11 protein-coding genes are annotated in these 16,760 nt (G+C 69.1%); 4 read left to right on the plus strand and 7 right to left on the minus strand.

What is annotated here, in order from left to right; genetic code table 11:
- Nucleotides 1–4: 4 nt before the first annotated feature.
- Nucleotides 5–5,326: a pullulanase-type alpha-1,6-glucosidase gene (gene pulA / locus ABT004_RS02610; protein WP_502966952.1), complete on the minus strand. Its 5,322-nt coding sequence runs from the start codon at nt 5,324–5,326 to the stop codon at nt 5–7.
- A 217-nt stretch (nt 5,327–5,543) separates the two neighbouring features.
- Here pulA and ABT004_RS02615 point away from each other — a divergent pair, with 217 nt between their 5' ends.
- The gene (locus ABT004_RS02615; RefSeq protein ID WP_351330984.1) at nt 5,544–6,977 is read left to right on the plus strand and encodes an alpha-amylase; all 1,434 of its coding nucleotides are present in this window, start codon (nt 5,544–5,546) and stop codon (nt 6,975–6,977) included.
- Nucleotides 6,978–6,981: 4 nt separating this feature from the next.
- Here the strand turns inward: ABT004_RS02615 and ABT004_RS02620 are convergent, their stop codons facing one another.
- The 5 genes from ABT004_RS02620 to ABT004_RS02640 all read right to left on the minus strand — a co-directional run bounded on the left by ABT004_RS02620 (nt 6,982) and on the right by ABT004_RS02640 (nt 12,466).
- Nucleotides 6,982–7,401 (minus strand): hypothetical protein, encoded by a 420-nt coding sequence (locus tag ABT004_RS02620; protein WP_351330985.1) that lies wholly within the window; start codon nt 7,399–7,401, stop codon nt 6,982–6,984.
- 68 nt (nt 7,402–7,469) lie between these two features.
- Entirely contained in the window at nt 7,470–9,131 is a 1,662-nt protein-coding gene (locus ABT004_RS02625; RefSeq protein ID WP_351330986.1) for a glycoside hydrolase family 13 protein, read from the minus strand.
- A gap of 24 nt (nt 9,132–9,155) precedes the next feature.
- A complete protein-coding gene (locus tag ABT004_RS02630) occupies nt 9,156–10,079 on the minus strand; it encodes a sugar ABC transporter permease (protein ID WP_351330987.1) in 924 nt (307 codons plus the stop codon).
- Nucleotides 10,080–10,098: 19 nt separating this feature from the next.
- Entirely contained in the window at nt 10,099–11,091 is a 993-nt protein-coding gene (locus ABT004_RS02635; RefSeq protein ID WP_351330988.1) for a carbohydrate ABC transporter permease, read from the minus strand.
- 100 nt (nt 11,092–11,191) lie between these two features.
- Complete coding sequence (locus tag ABT004_RS02640; protein WP_351330989.1) at nt 11,192–12,466, minus strand: extracellular solute-binding protein; 1,275 nt, start codon at nt 12,464–12,466, stop codon at nt 11,192–11,194.
- 275 nt (nt 12,467–12,741) lie between these two features.
- Between ABT004_RS02640 and ABT004_RS02645 the strand changes: the two genes are divergently transcribed.
- From ABT004_RS02645 to ABT004_RS02655, 3 genes are all read left to right on the plus strand, one after another.
- Complete coding sequence (locus ABT004_RS02645) at nt 12,742–13,836, plus strand: LacI family DNA-binding transcriptional regulator (RefSeq protein ID WP_351330990.1); 1,095 nt, start codon at nt 12,742–12,744, stop codon at nt 13,834–13,836.
- A 76-nt stretch (nt 13,837–13,912) separates the two neighbouring features.
- The gene (locus ABT004_RS02650) at nt 13,913–14,398 is read left to right on the plus strand and encodes an Lrp/AsnC family transcriptional regulator (protein ID WP_351330991.1); all 486 of its coding nucleotides are present in this window, start codon (nt 13,913–13,915) and stop codon (nt 14,396–14,398) included.
- Between the two features lie 32 nt (nt 14,399–14,430).
- Nucleotides 14,431–15,147 carry an HAD family hydrolase gene (locus ABT004_RS02655; RefSeq protein WP_351330992.1) on the plus strand — a complete coding sequence of 239 codons (717 nt, stop codon included), beginning with the start codon at nt 14,431–14,433 and terminating at the stop codon, nt 15,145–15,147.
- Here ABT004_RS02655 and ABT004_RS02660 read toward each other — a convergent pair.
- Complete coding sequence (locus tag ABT004_RS02660; RefSeq protein ID WP_351330993.1) at nt 15,095–16,750, minus strand: AMP-binding protein; 1,656 nt, start codon at nt 16,748–16,750, stop codon at nt 15,095–15,097. The genes ABT004_RS02655 and ABT004_RS02660 overlap by 53 nt on opposite strands.
- Nucleotides 16,751–16,760: the final 10 nt, after the last annotated feature.

Below are 16,760 nucleotides of genomic sequence, written 5' to 3' on the forward strand. Positions count from 1 at the left end.
ACAGTCATCCGCGGCTGAACACGGCGACCGTACGTCCGGGGACCGTGAAGGTTCCTGAACTCCGCGTGTACGACGCCGACTTCACCGCGTCGTCCGCGCCACCGGCCTGCACCGGATGCAGGCGGAATCCGGTCCCGGCGGCACCGTCGACCGTCTGCTTCTGCCGCTGCGGTGTCGCGTTGAACACGATCACCAGGTCGCCGAGCCGCATCGTGATGACGCCCGGTGTCTCGTCCTTGCCGGAGAGCGGGAAGGAGAGCGCCTTCTGGACCTCGGCCGCCGTCGAGAGCTGGAAGTCCGGATCGGTGGTGCGGATCTTCAGCAGGTCCTGGTACGCGGCGGAGGTCCCCTCCATCTCCGCGCAGCCCGGCACCTTCACCGACGCCAACAGGGGCTTCGCGTAAGGCCACTTGGGCTCGTTATCGGCGGCCATCGGCAGGCCGCGGCCGAAGCCGTTGCCCGCGCGGCAGTCCCAGTGGATCGCGTTGAACCAGTCGCCGCTGTCGAACGAGTTGCGGTCGAGGGACTTCGACCGCAGCAGGTCGGTGCCCGCCTGCGAGAGCGCCGGGCCCTGGGAGAGGGCCGCCGTCGCCATCGCGAGAACCTGCATCCGGGAGCGGTTCGCAGCGGTCGTCGTCGCGGGCAGCTTGTACGTCAACGTGTCGTACAGGGACTCGTTGTCGTGCGCGTCGGCGTAGGCGAGGGCGTCACCCGGGGCGTCCGCGTAGCCGGCGGGCGCGCCGTTGTAGTCGACGTCGGAGCCCTTGACCGTACGCCCTCCGGTGTCCGTGAACTTGTAGTCCGCCAGGCTCCCCGACAGACCCACCTTGATGAGGTCCTGGTAGTGCAGCAGCCGCACCTTCTGCTCGGCCGAAGTGCCGTTGTTCTTCGAGGAGTTGGGGTCGGTGTAGAGGCCGGACGCGAAGCCCTGCACACCCGGGTCCTCGTCGAACGGCGAGCCGCCGCGCACCGCGTCCCGCGCCCGGTCGGAGAACGTGGCGATGCCGGTGCCCGCCATGTTCTTCTGCGTGGCCTGCACGAAGCGGGCGTCGTCGGCGATCTCGCCGAAGTTCCAGCCCTCCCCGTAGAGGATGATCTTCTTGCCGTCGACGCCGTCCTTGGCGAGTGTCAGCGCGTCGAGGGCCTTGCGGACGGCCAGGATGTTGGCCTTCGGGTGGTGTCCCATCAGGTCGAAGCGGAAGCCGTCGACCTTGTACTCGCGCGCCCAGGTCACGATCGAGTCGACGACCAGCTTGCCCATCATCGTGTTCTCGGTCGCCGTGTTGGAGCAGCACGTGGAGTTCGCCACGGAGCCGTCGGCCATGAGCCGCTGGTAGTAGCCGGGCACGATCCTGTCCAGGACCGATGTCTTGTCCTGTCCCGCGGACGCCGTGTGGTTGTAGACGACGTCCATGACGACCCGCAGGCCGTCCTCGTTCAGGGACTTGACCATCTTGCGGAACTCGACGGTGCGCCCGGTGCCGTCCGGGTCGCTCGCGTAGGAGCCCTCGGGGACCGTGTAGTGGTACGGGTCGTAGCCCCAGTTGTAGGCGTCCTTGCCGGCTGCCTTGCCGACGCACTCCTGCTGCTGATCGCTGTCAGGTGCCGATGCCTTCAAGTCGCAGTCGGGCGTGGCCTGTTCGGATTTCTTCTCGGGGATCGTCGCGATGTCGAAGGCCGGCAGCAGGTGCACGTAGGAAGTGCCGGACTTCGCGAGGGCGCGCAGGTGCTTCGAGCCGTCGGTGCTCTTGTCGGTGAAGGCGTTGTACGTGCCTCGGTCCTTCGCCGGTGTCGTCTCGTCCTCGACCGAGAAGTCCCGGACGTGGAGTTCCTGGATCTGCGCGGCCTTCATGGGGACGGCCTTGGGCTTTGCCAGGCCCGACCAGCCCTTCGGGGCAAGGGACTTGTCGCCGAGGTCGACGACGAGGCTGCGCTCCGAGTTGGCCGTGAGGGCCACGGAGTACGGGTCGGTGACCTTGTTCGTGACGAGTTTCTGGACGCTGGGCGCCCACACCCGCACGGCGTACCGGTACTCCTTGCCGCGCCACGCGGCCGCGGACCCGGTCGCCGACCAGGTGCCGCTCGCGTCGTCGCGGCGCATGGGCACGGTCTTGCCGGCGAGTTCGAGGGACACCTCACGGGCGGTGGGCGCCCACACCGACAGGGTCACCTTGCCGTTCTTGAACACCGGGCCGAGGGACGCCTTCTGGGCGGCGTCCGCGTACGTGGCGTCGAGAACACCCGCCGTCTGCACGCCGGTCGCCGCGAGCAGTGCCCCGTTCGCCGCCCGTTGCGTGGCGATGAGCTGGCCGCGCAGCGCGTCACGCACCCGGTCGCGGTCGCGCGGGTCGACGGTGAACGCCGGGTAGTCCTTGAGGTGCGGGTACTTGGTTTTCTGTGCGTCGGTGAGGCCGCCGGGGTTCAGGCGCAGCCACTGCCCCTCGTCACTCAGGGCGCCGTCCTTCACCGTGACACCTCCCTCCGGCGCGTACACCAGTTGCTGGCTGGTGGCGGCGGTGGCCTTCACCTTCCAGACGACGGTGTCGGCGTCGATCCACTGCGCCTCGGCCTTCGACAGGTCGAGGTCCGCTCCCGAACCGGCGGACGGCAGGAGGTAGTTGGTGTCTCCTGAGTTGAGCCACGCCTCCTTGCCATATGTGGCGAAGTCGAGGGAGCGGTCGGTGGCGATGTCCTTCTCGTCGCCCTTGTGCAGGATGTAGCTCAGCGAGGTCGCACCGTCGGCGAGCGGCACCTCGAAGGTCACGCCGTACGCGTCCTTGCCGGTGGGTTGCAGCGGCTTCGACCAGTCGGTGGGGTTCGCGGCGCCGGTCCAGGTGTGCAGGCCCCAGCCCTCGTAGTCGCCGTCGGGGCGGTGCACGTGGATGACGGCCTTCTTGGCGTCCTGCGGCGGGTACACACCGTCGGGCCTGGTCGCGGACTGGCCGTCCTTGCCCTGCTCGACCCAGACCTCGCCGGTCTTCCCGAGGTCGACGGTGCGCTGCGGCCCGTCGACCGTGCCGGACTTCTCGATCGTGTACGGCACCGAACTCGCGCCGTCCGGCACCTTCACCCAGGCGAAGGCTCCGTAGGCGTCCCGGCCCACGAACTCCGCCGAGGTGTCACCGGACGTGAGGTGCCAGTCGTCGTAGTCGCCGTCGGCACGCTTGTAGTGGACGACGGCGTAGTCGCGGTCCACGGCCGTGGGCTTCTCGGGCGCGGGCGCCTGCCCCGCCGTCGTGTCGGCGAGGGCGCTCGCGGTGCGTCCGGCGCGGTCCACCACAACTGCCTTGTACCGCAGGGTCGTTCCGGCGGCCACATCCTCCGGGACACGCTGCGTGATCTTGTACGGGGCGTGGTCGACGGAGCCGAGCGTGCGCCACTTGCCGTCGCCCACCTGAGCCGCGAAGACGACGCCGGCCGAGGCCGTGGCGCCGGGGTCGGCGGAGAGGGTGACCGTGCCGGTGGCTCCGGCGGCGGGGGCCTTGAGGGACAGCGCGGGCTTCGCGGCCGGAGCCGGGAGCTTGCCATCGGCGCGCAGGACGAGCGAGGACAGGGCGGGCACGGTGACCTTCACCCGACCGTCGGACGCCTTGAGTGCGCCCGAACCCCCGTACAGGGCGCGGAACTTCGCGGACTCGACCGGCAGTTCGACCGTCTTCGCCTCGCTCGCGTTGTTCACGGCCACGACGTACTCGCGGTCGTCGTCGCCGGTGCGCGAGAAGGCGTACACGGAGTCCTTCGCGTACAGCTCCTTCTGGGCTCCGTCGGCGAGGGCCGGGTTGTCCTTGCGGAGCTTCGACAGTGCGGCGATGGACGTGAACAGCGGGTGCTTGGTGTCGTACGCGGCGTCGGCGTGCGTGCGATCGGTGCCGAGTTCGTCGTCGTCGAGGTAGTCGGCGGCCTTCGAGCCGAACATGGTCTGCCGGGCGTCCTTGTCGCCGCCCGCGCCGGTGAAGCCCTGCTCGTCGCCGTAGTAGACGACGGGGTTGCCGCGCGAGAGGAACATCAACTCGTTGGCGAGCTTGTCGCGTTGGAGGAGTTCCGTGTCGGAGGCCTTCGGGTTGTCGGCCTTCAGGAAGGTGCCGAAGCGGCCCATGTCGTGGTTGCCGAGGAACGTGACCTGCTCGTACGCGTTCGCCTTGTCGGTGGCGTACTTGTAGTCGTCGGCGAAGACCTTGGCGAGCTTGTCGGCGCTCGCGCCCTGCGAGGCGTAGGCGCGGGCCGCGTCCTGGAACGGGAAGTCGAGCGTCGCGTCGAGGCGGCCCTGGGTGACGTACGGGGAGGTCACGTCGGTGTCGGCCGAGTAGACCTCGCCGAACATGAAGAAGTCCTTGCGGCCGTGCGCGGCGGCGTACTTGTCGAGCGCCGTGGCCCACTGCGTCCAGAAGTCCATGTTCACGTGCTTGGTGGTGTCGATGCGGAAGCCGTCGACGGCGAAGTCACGCACCCACTTCTCGTAGATCTTCTCCATGCCGGAGACGACCTCGGGCCGTTCGGTCCACAGGTCGTCGAGGCCGGAGAAGTCGCCGTAGATCGTGGACTCGCCCTCCCAGGTGGAGTCGCCCCGGTTGTGGTACATCGTCGGGTCGTTCAGCCACGACGGCACCATCTCGCCCGTGTTCTTCGGCGTGTACGGGAAGGAGTCGGCGTCGACCTTCGCCCTCACACCCTTGCTGTCGTCGAAGGGGCGGCCCTTGGTGTCGAGGTACGGGTAGGCACCCTTGGACCGGTAGCCGTACTTCTTCTCGGCGTAGTCGACCGTGTCGGCGGTGTGGTTGGTGATGACGTCGAAGAAGACCTTCATGCCCTTGCCGTGGGCCTTGGAGATCAGCTTCTTGAGGTCGGCGTTGCTGCCGAAGTGCGGGTCGACCTGCGTGAAGTCGGTGATCCAGTAGCCGTGGTAGCCGGCCGAAGCGTCCTTGCCCTCGCCCTGCACGGGCTTGTTCTTGAAGATCGGGGCCAGCCATATCGAGGTCGTCCCGAGGTCCTTGATGTAGTCGAGCCGGTTCGTCAGGCCCTTGAGGTCGCCGCCCTGGTAGAAGCCCTTGTCCGTCGGGTCGTAGCCGGTCGCGAGGCGTGAACCGGTCAGGCCGCCCTTGTCGTTGCCGCTGTCACCGTTCGCGAAGCGGTCCGGAAGCACGAAGTAGTACTGCTCGCGGGTGAGGTCGTGGCGGTCCTGCTCGGCCGCGAGCTTCGCGTCGGAGGGCGGGGCCGCAGGCGCGGCGGCGCGGGCGGCCAGCGGCTGGGCGAGTGTGACGAGGAGGGCGGCGGCCGCGGTGTACGCGGCGGCGCGTCTGTGCGGTACGCGAAACGGACTGCGGCTCACGTCGGGAACTCCTCGCGGGATGCGGTGTGTTGGGGCGGACCGGCCGCGCGCGTGGGGAGGTCGGGCCGGTCCGCCGCGTGACGTTAACGCCTGCCGTAACGCGACTGCAAGAGTTGCGAAAGAAGTAGCAAGAATTTTCAACTGCCCATTGACGGGGCGTACTCGCCTGCCCCACGCTCACGACGCGCCACCAGAACCCCACATTCAGGAGCCGCACATGCAGCACGACACATCCCTCACCCCCAAAAGCCCTCGTCGGCGCCGTCGTACCGTCACCGCGATGGCGCTCGGCGCCCTCACCCTCGGCGGCATGGCGTCCCTGCCCGCCCCGACGGCACAGGCCGCCGACACCGGCACACCCAACGGTGATGTCATCGCCAACCTGTGGCAGTGGAACTGGGCGTCGGTCGCCAAGGAGTGCACCGACACCCTCGACCCGGCGGGCTACGGCGCCGTCCAGGTCGCCCCTCCCGAGGAGTCCCTCAAGCAGGCCGACCTCTACTGGTGGGACGTCTACCAGCCGTACTCGTACAAGCTCGACAGCCGCTTCGGCAACGAGAGCGCCTTCAAGGACATGGTCGACACCTGCCACGGCGCCGGCATCGAGGTCTACACCGACGCCGTCATCAACCACACGGCGGCGCAGACCGGGACCGGCTACGCGGGCACCACCATCTCCAACAAGTACGACACCCCGGACTACGACCCGGCCGACAGCGACAACTGCACCAAGACCATCGCCAACTGGTCGGACCAGCAAGAGGTCCAGAACTGCGAACTGCTCGGCATGCCCGACCTCGACACAGCCGAGTCGGGCGTCCGCGAGAAGATCACGGGCTTCCTCAACAAGCAGATCGACCTGGGCGTCGACGGGTTCCGTGTCGACGCCGCCAAGCACATCCCCACGGGGGACATGAACGCGATCGTGGGCGCCCTGCACACGACGACATCGGGCGACGCCCCCTACATCACACAGGAGGTCTACCCGGGCAACCCGCCCGCGCTCGGGGACTACTACGCCAACGGGGACGTCCTCGACTTTGGCTACGCCGCCACCATGAAGTCGTCGTTCGGCGGCGGTGACATCGCCAACCTCGAATCGCTGGGCGGCGGTTCGGGGCTCGCGGACGAGGCGAACTCCAACACCTTCGTCACCAACCACGACACCGAACGCAACGGCTACACGCTCAGCTACAAGGACGGCGCGACCGCCACCCTCGCCAACGTCTTCCAGCTGGCGCGCGGCTACGGGCGGCCCTCGGTCTACGCCGCCTGGAAGTTCGACCAGAGCGACGCGGCGCCGCCGAACGACGGCAGTGGCGCCGTCACCGACACCGACTGCTCGGGCGCCTGGTCCTGCCTCGACCGGGACGAGGCCATCACCGGGATGGTGGGCTGGCACAACGCGGCGGCCGGCAAGGACGTGACGGACTGGCAGTCACCCGCGTCGAACGTGATCGGCTTCGGGCGCGGCGACGTCGGCTTCGTCGCGATCAACAACACGTCGTCCGACAGCACACACACGTACACGACGAGCCTGGCCGACGGCACGTACGACAACGCCCTCGGCGAAGGCTCGGTGACGGTCTCCGGCGGCAAGGCGGAACTCACGGTGCCCGCGAAGGGCGCGGTGGCCTTCCACACCGCGTAGTCGCTCAGCGCGGGTCGCGGGCGCGCCGCATCGCCCACAGCACGTAGGCGGTCGCGCCCGCGACGGCGAGCGCGGCACCGTAGCCGAACACCATCGCGTTCTCGGGTGGTGCCTCGTCGACGTGTGCCGAGCCGGAGGCGGAGACCCAGACGCGCAGCGGACCCATTTGCTGCCCGTCTTCGAGCGCCTCGTCGAAGTACCCCTGCTCCCCGAGGCCGTGCACGAATCCGTGCACGGCCTCGCCGCGTGGTGTCTTCCAGGCGAACGTCTCGCTGGTGTTCGACTCGCCGATCTGATTCGCCGTCGCCCAGTACCCGTCCACGTACGCACGTGTCGCCAGTAGCCCGTGCCTCAGTGGCAGTGCGAACGCGACGAGTACCAGCGCCCACAGCACGATCCGCACGACCCTCCGCTGTGACCTCACAGCCGGGAGCCTATGCCGAAGGGGCGGGGCCCGACGGGCCCCGCCCCATACCGTTGCCGTGCCTGAGGTCAGGCGATCTCCCACCACACCGTCGTGTCCGCCGGCAGGTCGATGGCTCCGTCGGGCACCGTCACCGGCTCCGAGGCGAGCAGTACCGTGCCGGGTGCCGGGAGGCGCACCGCCGTGTCCGTCGTGTTGACCGTGCAGGCGAAGCCGGGGCGCTCGAAGTGGAGCACACCCTGCGGGGCGTCCCCGTGCCACTTCACACCGTCGCCGGCGCCGAGGCCCGGCGTGGTGCGGCGCAGTGCGAGCGCCGAGCGGTACATCTCCAGGGTCGACTCCGGGTCGCCGGTCTGCGCCTCGACGCTCAACTCGCCCCAGGTGTCCGGCTGCGGGAGCCAGCTGCCGCCGTCACCGAAGCCGTACGAGGGTCCCGTGCGGGTCCACGGGATCGGCACCCGGCAGCCGTCGCGGAAGCCGTCCTGGCCCTCGGCGCGGAAGTACGAGGGGTCCTGGCGGACCTCGTCGGGGAGGTCGGTGACATCAGGGAGGCCGAGTTCCTCGCCCTGGTAGATGTACGCCGAGCCGGGCAGGGCGAGCATCAGGAGGGTGGCGGCGCGGGCGCGGCGCAGGCCGAGTTCGCGGTCGCCGGGGGTGCGGATCTGGGTGCCGCCGGGCGGGTTGGCGTAGCGGGTGGCGTGCCGGGTGACGTCGTGATTGGACAGCACCCAGGTCGCCGGGGCGCCGACCGGACGCATCGCGTCGAGTGAGCTGTCGATGATCTCGCGCAGCCCCTCGGCATCCCAAGGGGCGCCCAGGTACTGGAAGTTGAAGGCCTGGTGGAGTTCGTCGGGGCGCACGTAGTTCGCGGTGCGCTCGACGGTCGGCGTCCAGGCCTCGGCCACGAAGATGCGATCGCTGTCGTACTCGTCGAGGATCGTGCGCCACGAGCGGTAGATGTCGTGGACGCCGTCCTGGTCGAAGAACGGCATGACGTCATTGCCGAGGAGCTTCAGCTGTTCGCCGCCGCCGAGGTCCGGCAGCCCCTCCGCCTTGACGAGGCCGTGGGCGACGTCGACGCGGAAGCCGTCGACGCCCATGTCGAGCCAGAAGCGCAGGATGGAGCGGAACTCGTCGGCGACCGCCGGGTGTTCCCAGTTGAGGTCGGGCTGCTCCGGGGCGAAGAGGTGCAGGTACCACTCGCCGTCGGGGAGCCGGGTCCAGGCGGGGCCGCCGAAGATGGACTCCCAGTCGTTGGGCGGGAGTTCGCCGCCCGCGCCCTTGCCGGGGCGGAAGTGGTAGCGGTCGCGGAGCGGGGAGCCCGGTCCTTCCGCGACCGCGCGCTTGAACCACTCGTGCTGGTCGGAGGAGTGGTTGGGGACCAGGTCGACGATGATGCGCAGGTCGAGGGCGTGCGCGTCACGGATCACCCCGTCGGCGTCGAGCAGTGTGCCGTACATCGGGTCGACGGCCCGGTAGTCGGCGACGTCGTAGCCGCCGTCGGCCTGCGGCGAGGCGTAGAACGGGGACAGCCACACCGCGTCGACGCCCAACTCGCGCAAGTGCGGCAGGCGTCGGCGGATGCCTTCGAGGTCACCCGTGCCGTCGCCGTCGCTGTCCGCGAAGCTGCGCGGATAGACCTGGTAGATGACCGCGTCCCGCCACCAGTCGGAGGTCTCTCGGGTCGTGGTGGCGGCCGCCACCGGCTGGTCCGTGGAGTGCTGGCTCATGATGTCCTTGCTGCGTAGCCGGGTTCAGCCCTTGGTTCCGCCGGCGGTCAGGCCGGTGACCAGGTGCTTCTGGACAAGGTAGAAGAAAGCGGTCACAGGGATGGCGATCAACACCGCGGTCGCGGCCATCAGGTTCCACTGCGCGTCGTGTTCGCTGACGAAGCTCGACAGGCCGATCGCGAAGGTGTACTTGGTGTCGCTGAGCATGAAGGTGTTGGCGAAGGCGACCTCGGCGAACGCCGTGATGAAGGCGTAGAACGCGGCGACCGCGATGCCCGGCTTCGCGAGCGGCAGGATGAGCCGCCAGAAGGTGCCGAACGGGCTGAGCCCGTCGATCCGGCCCGCCTCGTCGATCTCTGCGGGGATGGTGTCGAAGTAGCCCTTCAGCAGCCAGGTGCAGTACGGCACGATCGTCGTGCAGTTGATGAGGATGAGGCCCTGGTAGGTGTCGATCAGACCGAGCCGGGAGAAGATCTCGTAGATCGGCACGATCAGCACGGCGATCGGGAAGGCCTGCGTGAGCAGCAGCACCCACATCAGCGGGCGGTAGCCGGGAAAGCGCATCCGGGAGACGGCGTAGCCGGTCGTCGCCGCGAACAGCACGCCGACGAGCGTGGTGCCGAGCGCCACGATCAGCGTCGACGCCGCCCAGTGGAAGAACTGGGTGTGCTCCAGGACGTAACTGTAGTTGTCGAGGGTCGCCTTGCTCGCGATGTTGCCCGGGTGAAGGTAGTCGTCCTTGTCGGGGCCAAGGGACAGATACGTCAGCCAGACGACGGGGAACAGCGCGACGAGGCTCGCCACGGCGAGGACGCCGTGGGTGAGGGCCTTCGCGAGCGGGCCGCGCTCGCCGCGCCCGCGTACGCGCGGGGTCTTCGCGGGAGCGGCCTCGGTCGCGGGGCGCCCCGCGGGGGCACGTGACGCGGAGCTGGTGGTCGTAGTGCTCATGATGGGGGCTCCTGCGGCGTCAGACGGCGAGCTGCTCATTGCGCTTCAACCAGCGGTAGTAGAAGGACGTGAACACGGTGAGGATCGACAGGAGGAGCACGCCGTACGCGGCGGACTGCGCGAAGTCGCGCGGCTGTTGCCCGAAGCCGAGCCGGTAGGCCCAGGTGACGAGGATCTGTGCGTCCGGTGCCGTGTTGCCGAAGAGCAGGAAGATGATCGCGAACTGGTTGAACGTCCAGATGATGCCGAGAAGGACGACGGTCGAGCTGACCGGCCTGAGGCCCGGCAGCGTGATGTGCCGGAAGCGCTGCCAGGCGTTGGCGCCGTCCATCTCCGCGGCCTCGTACAGCGACGCGTCGATGGACTGGAGGCCGCCGAGCAGCGAGATCATCATGAACGGCACGCCGCACCACGTGTTGACGAGGACCGCGGAGATCCGCTGGAACGTCGGATCCTCCAGCCACTGCGGTTGCGGCATGTGCAGGGTGCCGAGACTCGCGTTGATGATCCCGGAGTCGGCGAGCATGATGCGCCACGCGAAGACGGTGACGAAGGTCGGCACGGCCCACGGCAGGATCAGCATCAGCCGGTAGAAGGTGCGTCCGCGCAACTTCTCGTTGAGGAGCAGCGCGAGACCGAGCCCGATGCAGTAGTGCAGGGCCACACAGATCGCCGTCCACGCGACGGTCCACACGAAGTGCGACCAGAAGCGGTCGTACGAGGAGGGGCCCCACAGGATGTCGGCGTAGTTGTCGAGGCCGACGAACTCGTAGGTGGCCTCGATCTGGTTGACGCCGATGGTGCGGGCCGAGTTGAGGCTGTTGGCGTTCGTGAGCGTCAGGTAGAAGCCGCGTACCAGGGGGTAGACGACGAGGACGCCGAGGACGACGACGACCGGGGCGATCATCGCGTACGCGTACCAGTACCTGCGGTACGAGTCCTTGAAGCGCCGGATCGGGCCTGGGCGCGGCGCGGGCTTCTTCGCGGCCGGGCGGTCGACGGCAAGGGTCATGCGGGCACCTTCTGAATCGGGCTGCCTGATGTCGGTCTGCGGCAAGGCTGTGCCGGTTCGCGCCCTCCCCTCCGGGGCGCGAACCGGCAGTGTCACCAGGTCACTTGGAGAAGCTGGGCAGCAGCTTGGCGAACGAGGTCTCCAGGCCCTTGATGCCCTGGTCGAGCGACTCCTTGCCGGTGGCGACCTTCGGCAGCTCCTGGTCCATCGGCGTCCACAGCGAGCTGTACTCCGGCAGCTCGGGGCGGGGCCGGGCCGCGTCGAGCACCTTCTGGTAGCCGGCGATGCCGGGGTCGGCGGTGACCTTCGCGGTGAACGCGTCCTCGCGGGTGGGCAGCGTCGAGTTCTTCAGGGCGGTCTGCTCCTGCGTCTTCGCCGACGTCATCCACTTCACGAACTTGAGCGAGGCCTCCTGGTGGGCCTTGTCCGAGCCCGCGTACACGGACAGGTTGTGGCCGCCCGTCGGGGCGCCCGGCTTGCCGCCGGAGCCGGCCGGGACGGTGGCGATGCCGAGGTTCTTCTTGTCCTTGAACGCCGAACCCTTGTAGAAGTTCGTGATCTCCCACGGGCCCTGGATGGTCGAGGCGACCTTGCCGTTCACGAACGCGTCCTGGATGTGCGCGTACGCGTCCGCGGTGGCGTCGGCCTTGTGCAGGCCCTTGCCGCTGAACAGGCCCTGCCAGGCGGTGAGGCCCTTCTTGGCCTCGGCGGAGCCGATGGTGATCTTCTTGCCCTCGGCGTCGACGGTGTCGGTGTTCTCGCCGAACAGGAACGGCTGGGCGTAGTAGCCGGCCGTGGAGCCCCAGAAGCCGTCGGCCCCGGTCTCCGCCTTGACCTTGGCCGCGTCCTTCTTCAACTGATCCCAGGTGGTGGGCGCCTCGGTGATGCCCGCCTTCTTGAAGAGGGCCTTGTTGTAGACGAAGGCGAGGGTGTCGGTGACCAGCGGGACACCGTACGTCTTGCCGTCGAACTGGGCCTGCTTGATGAGGGACGCCTGGAACTTGTCCTTGTCGGCGAGCGCCTCGGTGCCGTCGAGCGGCAGCAGGTAGCTCTTCTTGGCGAACGCCGGCGTCCAGCCGACCTCGGCGCGCAGCACGTCGGGGGCGCCGCTGGCACCGGCCGCCGTGTCGAACTTGTTCTGGGCGTCATCGAAGGGCACGTTGACGTACTTCACCTTGATGTCCGGGTTGGCCTTGGTGAAGTCCGCGGCCAACGCCTTGTACGTGGGTGCCTCGTTGGTGGCGTTCGATGTGTCCCACCAGGTAATGGTGACCGGGCCCGATGCCTTGTCGCCGCTGTCGTCACTTCCACCGCAGGCCGTCGCCGCGAGTGCGAGGGACGCCACCACCGCGGTGGCCGCTATGCCACGCCGCATGAGATCTCCTAGAGGGTTGGGCCCGACTGAGCGACGTGAACGTAACAGCGCCGCAAGCCCGAGGAAAGACTTTGCTGAAAAATTTTGCAGAGACGGATGGAGGTTACGGGTTCGTGACCTCCAAGTTCCGCTGGATAGCGGGTTGTTATCGCCTGTTACATGGCACTATGTAGGCCTTGCAAGGGTCTGCAAGCTCTTGCCACAGGGCGGCGTCACAGGGATCATCGGGACTCCCGCCCCAGCTCCCCCAGCTCTTGGCCCCCACAAGGAGTGCGATGACCCAGCTGCCCGCCCAGGCCGCCCGCAAGGCGGCGCAGGGCCCGCCCGCCACCGCGCGCCTCGCCGACATCGCGGCGCAGGCGGGGGTGAGCGAGGCGACGGTGAGCCGGGTCCTCAACAGCAAGCCGGGCGTCGCCGCGGCCACCCGCCAGTCGGTTCTCGCCGCGCTCGACGTGCTCGGCTACGAACGTCCGGTACGCCTTCGCCGGCGCAGCGAGGGACTCGTCGGCCTGATCACGCCGGAGCTGGAGAACCCGATCTTCCCGGCGCTCGCCCAGGTCATCGGGCAGGCGCTGACCCGCCAGGGCTACACACCGGTCCTCGCGACGCAGACCCCCGGCGGCTCGACGGAGGACGAGCTTACGGAGATGCTCGTCGACCGTGGTGTCACCGGCATCATCTACGTCTCCGGCCTGCACGCCGACACCACGGCCGACATGCGGCGCTACGAGCAACTGCGGGCGCAGGGTGTGCCGTTCGTGCTCGTCGACGGGTTCTCGCCGCAGGTGCGGGCGCCGTTCATCTCGCCGGACGACCGTGCGGCCATGCAACTGGCGGTCACTCACCTCGGCTCGCTCGGCCACTCGCGGATCGGGCTTGCGCTCGGTCCGAAGCGGTTCGTACCGGTGCAGCGGAAGATCGAGGGCTTCGTGCGGGCGATGCGGGACCGGTTCGAGCTCGCGCCCGACGACGTCGAGCGCGAGCTCGTCCAGCACTCCCTTTACACGCTGGAGGGTGGGCAGGCCGCGGCCTTCGACCTGATGGACCGCGGCTGCACGGCGATCGTGTGCGCCAGCGACATGATGGCGCTCGGTGCGATCCGGGCGGCACGGCAGCGGGGGCTCGAGGTGCCGGACGACATCTCGGTGGTCGGGTTCGACGACTCCCCGCTCATCGCGTTCACGGATCCGCCGCTCACGACGATTCGTAAGCCGGTCCAGGCGATGGGGCAGGCGGCGGTTCGTACGGTGCTGGAGGAGATCGGGGGGACGCCGGCGCCGCATACGGAGTTCGTGTTCATGCCGGAGCTGGTGGTTCGGGGGTCGACCAGTTCAAGCCCGGTGGGCCCCTCAAGCCCCGCCGGCGATTGAGGCGCGGGGCCCGGGGCAGAGCCCCGCGACCGCAACGCCGATGCCGCCCAACTGGACCATTGGTACAGTCAGCGACGTGCCAGTCGATCACTTGGACACCCGCATCCTCCGCCTGCTCCTCGAGCGGCCGCGAACCAGCATGCGCGAGTACGCCCGCATCCTCGGAGTCGCACGCGGGACGCTCCAGGCCCGGGTCGACCGGATGGAGCGGGACGGTGTGATCACCGGCGTGCAGCCGTCCCTCTCGCCCGCGGCCCTCGGCCACCCGGTGCTCGCCTTCGTGCACATCGAGACGACGCAGGGCCACCTGGGGGACGTCGGGGACGAGCTCGCGGGCGTGCCGGAGATCATCGAGGCGTACTCCACGACCGGCGGCGGCGATCTCCTCGCGCGCGTCGCGGCGCGCGACGCCGAGCATCTGGAGGATGTGATCCAGCAGCTCAACCGGCTGCCGGGCGTGGTCCGCACCCGCACGGAGGTGGCGCTGCGCGAGCGCGTCCCGCACCGGCTGCTGCCGCTGGTCGAGTCGATCGGGAAGGCGGCGAGGCAGCCGCGCGGATGATCGGTGGACTCCGGTCCTGCATCCTGGGTCACATGAGCGACGCGAACCACCCCTCGTACCACTTCGGCGACACCGCGGTCGTCTTCGATCTCGACGGCACCCTCGTCGACAGCGAGCCGAACTACTTCCGGGCCTCCCTCGCCACCCTGGCCCGCCAGGGCGTCAAGGACTTCACGTGGGCCGACCACGAGACGTACGTCGGGATCTCCACGCTGGAGACCATCGGCATCTGGAAGCGGACGTACGGCATCGACGTGCCGGACGGCGAGCTGCTGGAGGAGATGAACGCCCGCTATCTGGAGCTCGCGCGCGCCGACACCCATGTCTTCCCGCAGATGCGTCTCTTCGTCGAGCGGCTGGGCGCGGCGGGCGTGCCGATGATCGTCGCGTCGGGCTCCTCGCCGGAGGCCATCGACGCGATCCTCACCGGTACGGGGCTCGGCACGCACTTGCAGCTGTACGTGTCGGCGGACGAGGTGGAGCACGGCAAGCCGGCGCCCGACGTGTTCCTGGAGGCGGCACACCGGCTCGGCACCCGGGCCTCGCACTGTGTGGTCCTGGAGGACGCGGCGCCGGGCGCCGCCGCCGCGCACGCGGCCGGCATGCGCTGCATCGCGCTGCCGTATGTCGCGGCGCAGGCGGACGACCCGGCGTTCACCACGGCCGACCTGCTGTTCAAGGGCGGTCAGGAGGAGTTCACGGCGCGGGCCGCGTGCGAGTGGCTCGAGCGCTCAGCTCCGTCTTCCTGATCTTCCCGGTGGGGGTGAGCGGCAGCTCGTCGAGTATCTCGACGACGCCCGGCACCTTGTACGTCGCCATGTTCCCGGCCGCCCACTCCTTCAGCGCCTCCCCGGTGAGCGCGGATCCCGGGACGGTGCGCGCGAACGCGTACGGGCGCTGACCGCTCTCCGGATCGTCGACGGCGACGACCGCGGCGGCCAGCACGTCGGGGTGCTGGGCGAGCAGTGTCTCCACCTCCGTCGGGAAGACGCTCATGCCCTTCACCTTGATCATGTCCTTGTCGCGGCCCAGGTAGTGCAGGCAGCCCTCTTCGTCGAGGGCGCCGATGTCCCCGGTGTGCAGCCAGCCGTCCCGCAGCGCGCTCGCGGTCGCCTCGGGAGCGCGCCAGTACCTGGTCAGCACGGACGGGCCGCGGACCACGATCTCGCCCCGCTCCCCCAGCGGCAGCGGCTCACCGGTGGTGAAGTCGACGACCATGAAGTCCGTGCCGGGGACGGGCAGTCCGCAGAACACCGGGTCGCTCAGCAGATCGTGGTCGCCGTCCTGGAAGCCGAGTGTGTTGGTGTCACTGGTGTGTGTCTCGGTCATGCCGTACGAGGCCTCGCGCAGCACACTGTGCTCGCCGACGGCCGCCTTCCACCGGGCGCGCACACCCGGGGTGAGCTTGCGGATGAAGGAGACGGTGAGCGGGCTCGACAGGCTGGTCAGGTCGTGGCGCGCGAAATCGGGGTGGTCGAGGAGTTCGAGGTAGTTCTCGACGGTGCCGGCCATGGTGGTCGCGCCGTGGGTCTCGATGGCGTCGAGGACCTCGGCCGCGTTCCATCGGGTGAGCAGGATGCTGGTGCCGCCGGAGACGAGCGGGGCGAGGATGCCGAGGTTCTCGCCCGCGATCCAGAAGATGGGCAGGTAGCAGACCGAGACGATGCCGCGCGCCTGCTCCTCGTCGGTGGTTGAGCGGCCGTTGTCGATGGCGGTGGCCGTGTACACCATGTGCCGCTGGGTGTGCTCGCAGCCCTTGGGCAGTCCGGTGGTGCCTCCGGTGTAGTTGAGGGCGGCGAGCGCGTCGAGGTCGTCGGCCATGGTCTCGTGGCGGGCGTGGGCGACGGCCCGCGGCCAGTCGGCGTCCGCGAGCACGGTGCGTACGGGTGTGTCGGCGCGCACCTCGTCGATGGCGGGCAGCAGCGCGTCCCGCGTGACGAGCAACTCCGGTCCGGCGTCGTTGAGTTCGTGTCGCAGCTCCGCCGCGCGGAACATCGGGTTCACCGGCACGTGCACCGCTCCGATGCGGAGCACGGCGAGCAGGGCGACGACGAAACGGGCGCCGTTCGGCAGGAAGACGCCGACGCGGTCGCCGGGCCGTACGCCCTGTTCGGCCATCCAGCCCGCCAACCGGGCGCTCTCGTCGTCGAGTTGCCGGTAGCTGAGGGTCTCCGCCGCCGTGACGATCGCGGGCCGGTCCGGATGGAGCACGGCCCAGCGGGCCACATGCCCGGGGAGCGTCAACTCCCCTCCCTCATGGCGGGTTTCGGACGGTTGACGGCCGGACCTGGACTTGGCCTGGCGGGCGCGCAGGTCGTGCAGATGGGCCTGGATGGCTGTGCCGGTGGACAACGTGCGGCTC

This window comes from Streptomyces sp. NPDC002790 (genome assembly GCF_040295505.1).
Classification (GTDB): Bacteria; Actinomycetota; Actinomycetes; order Streptomycetales; family Streptomycetaceae; genus Streptomyces.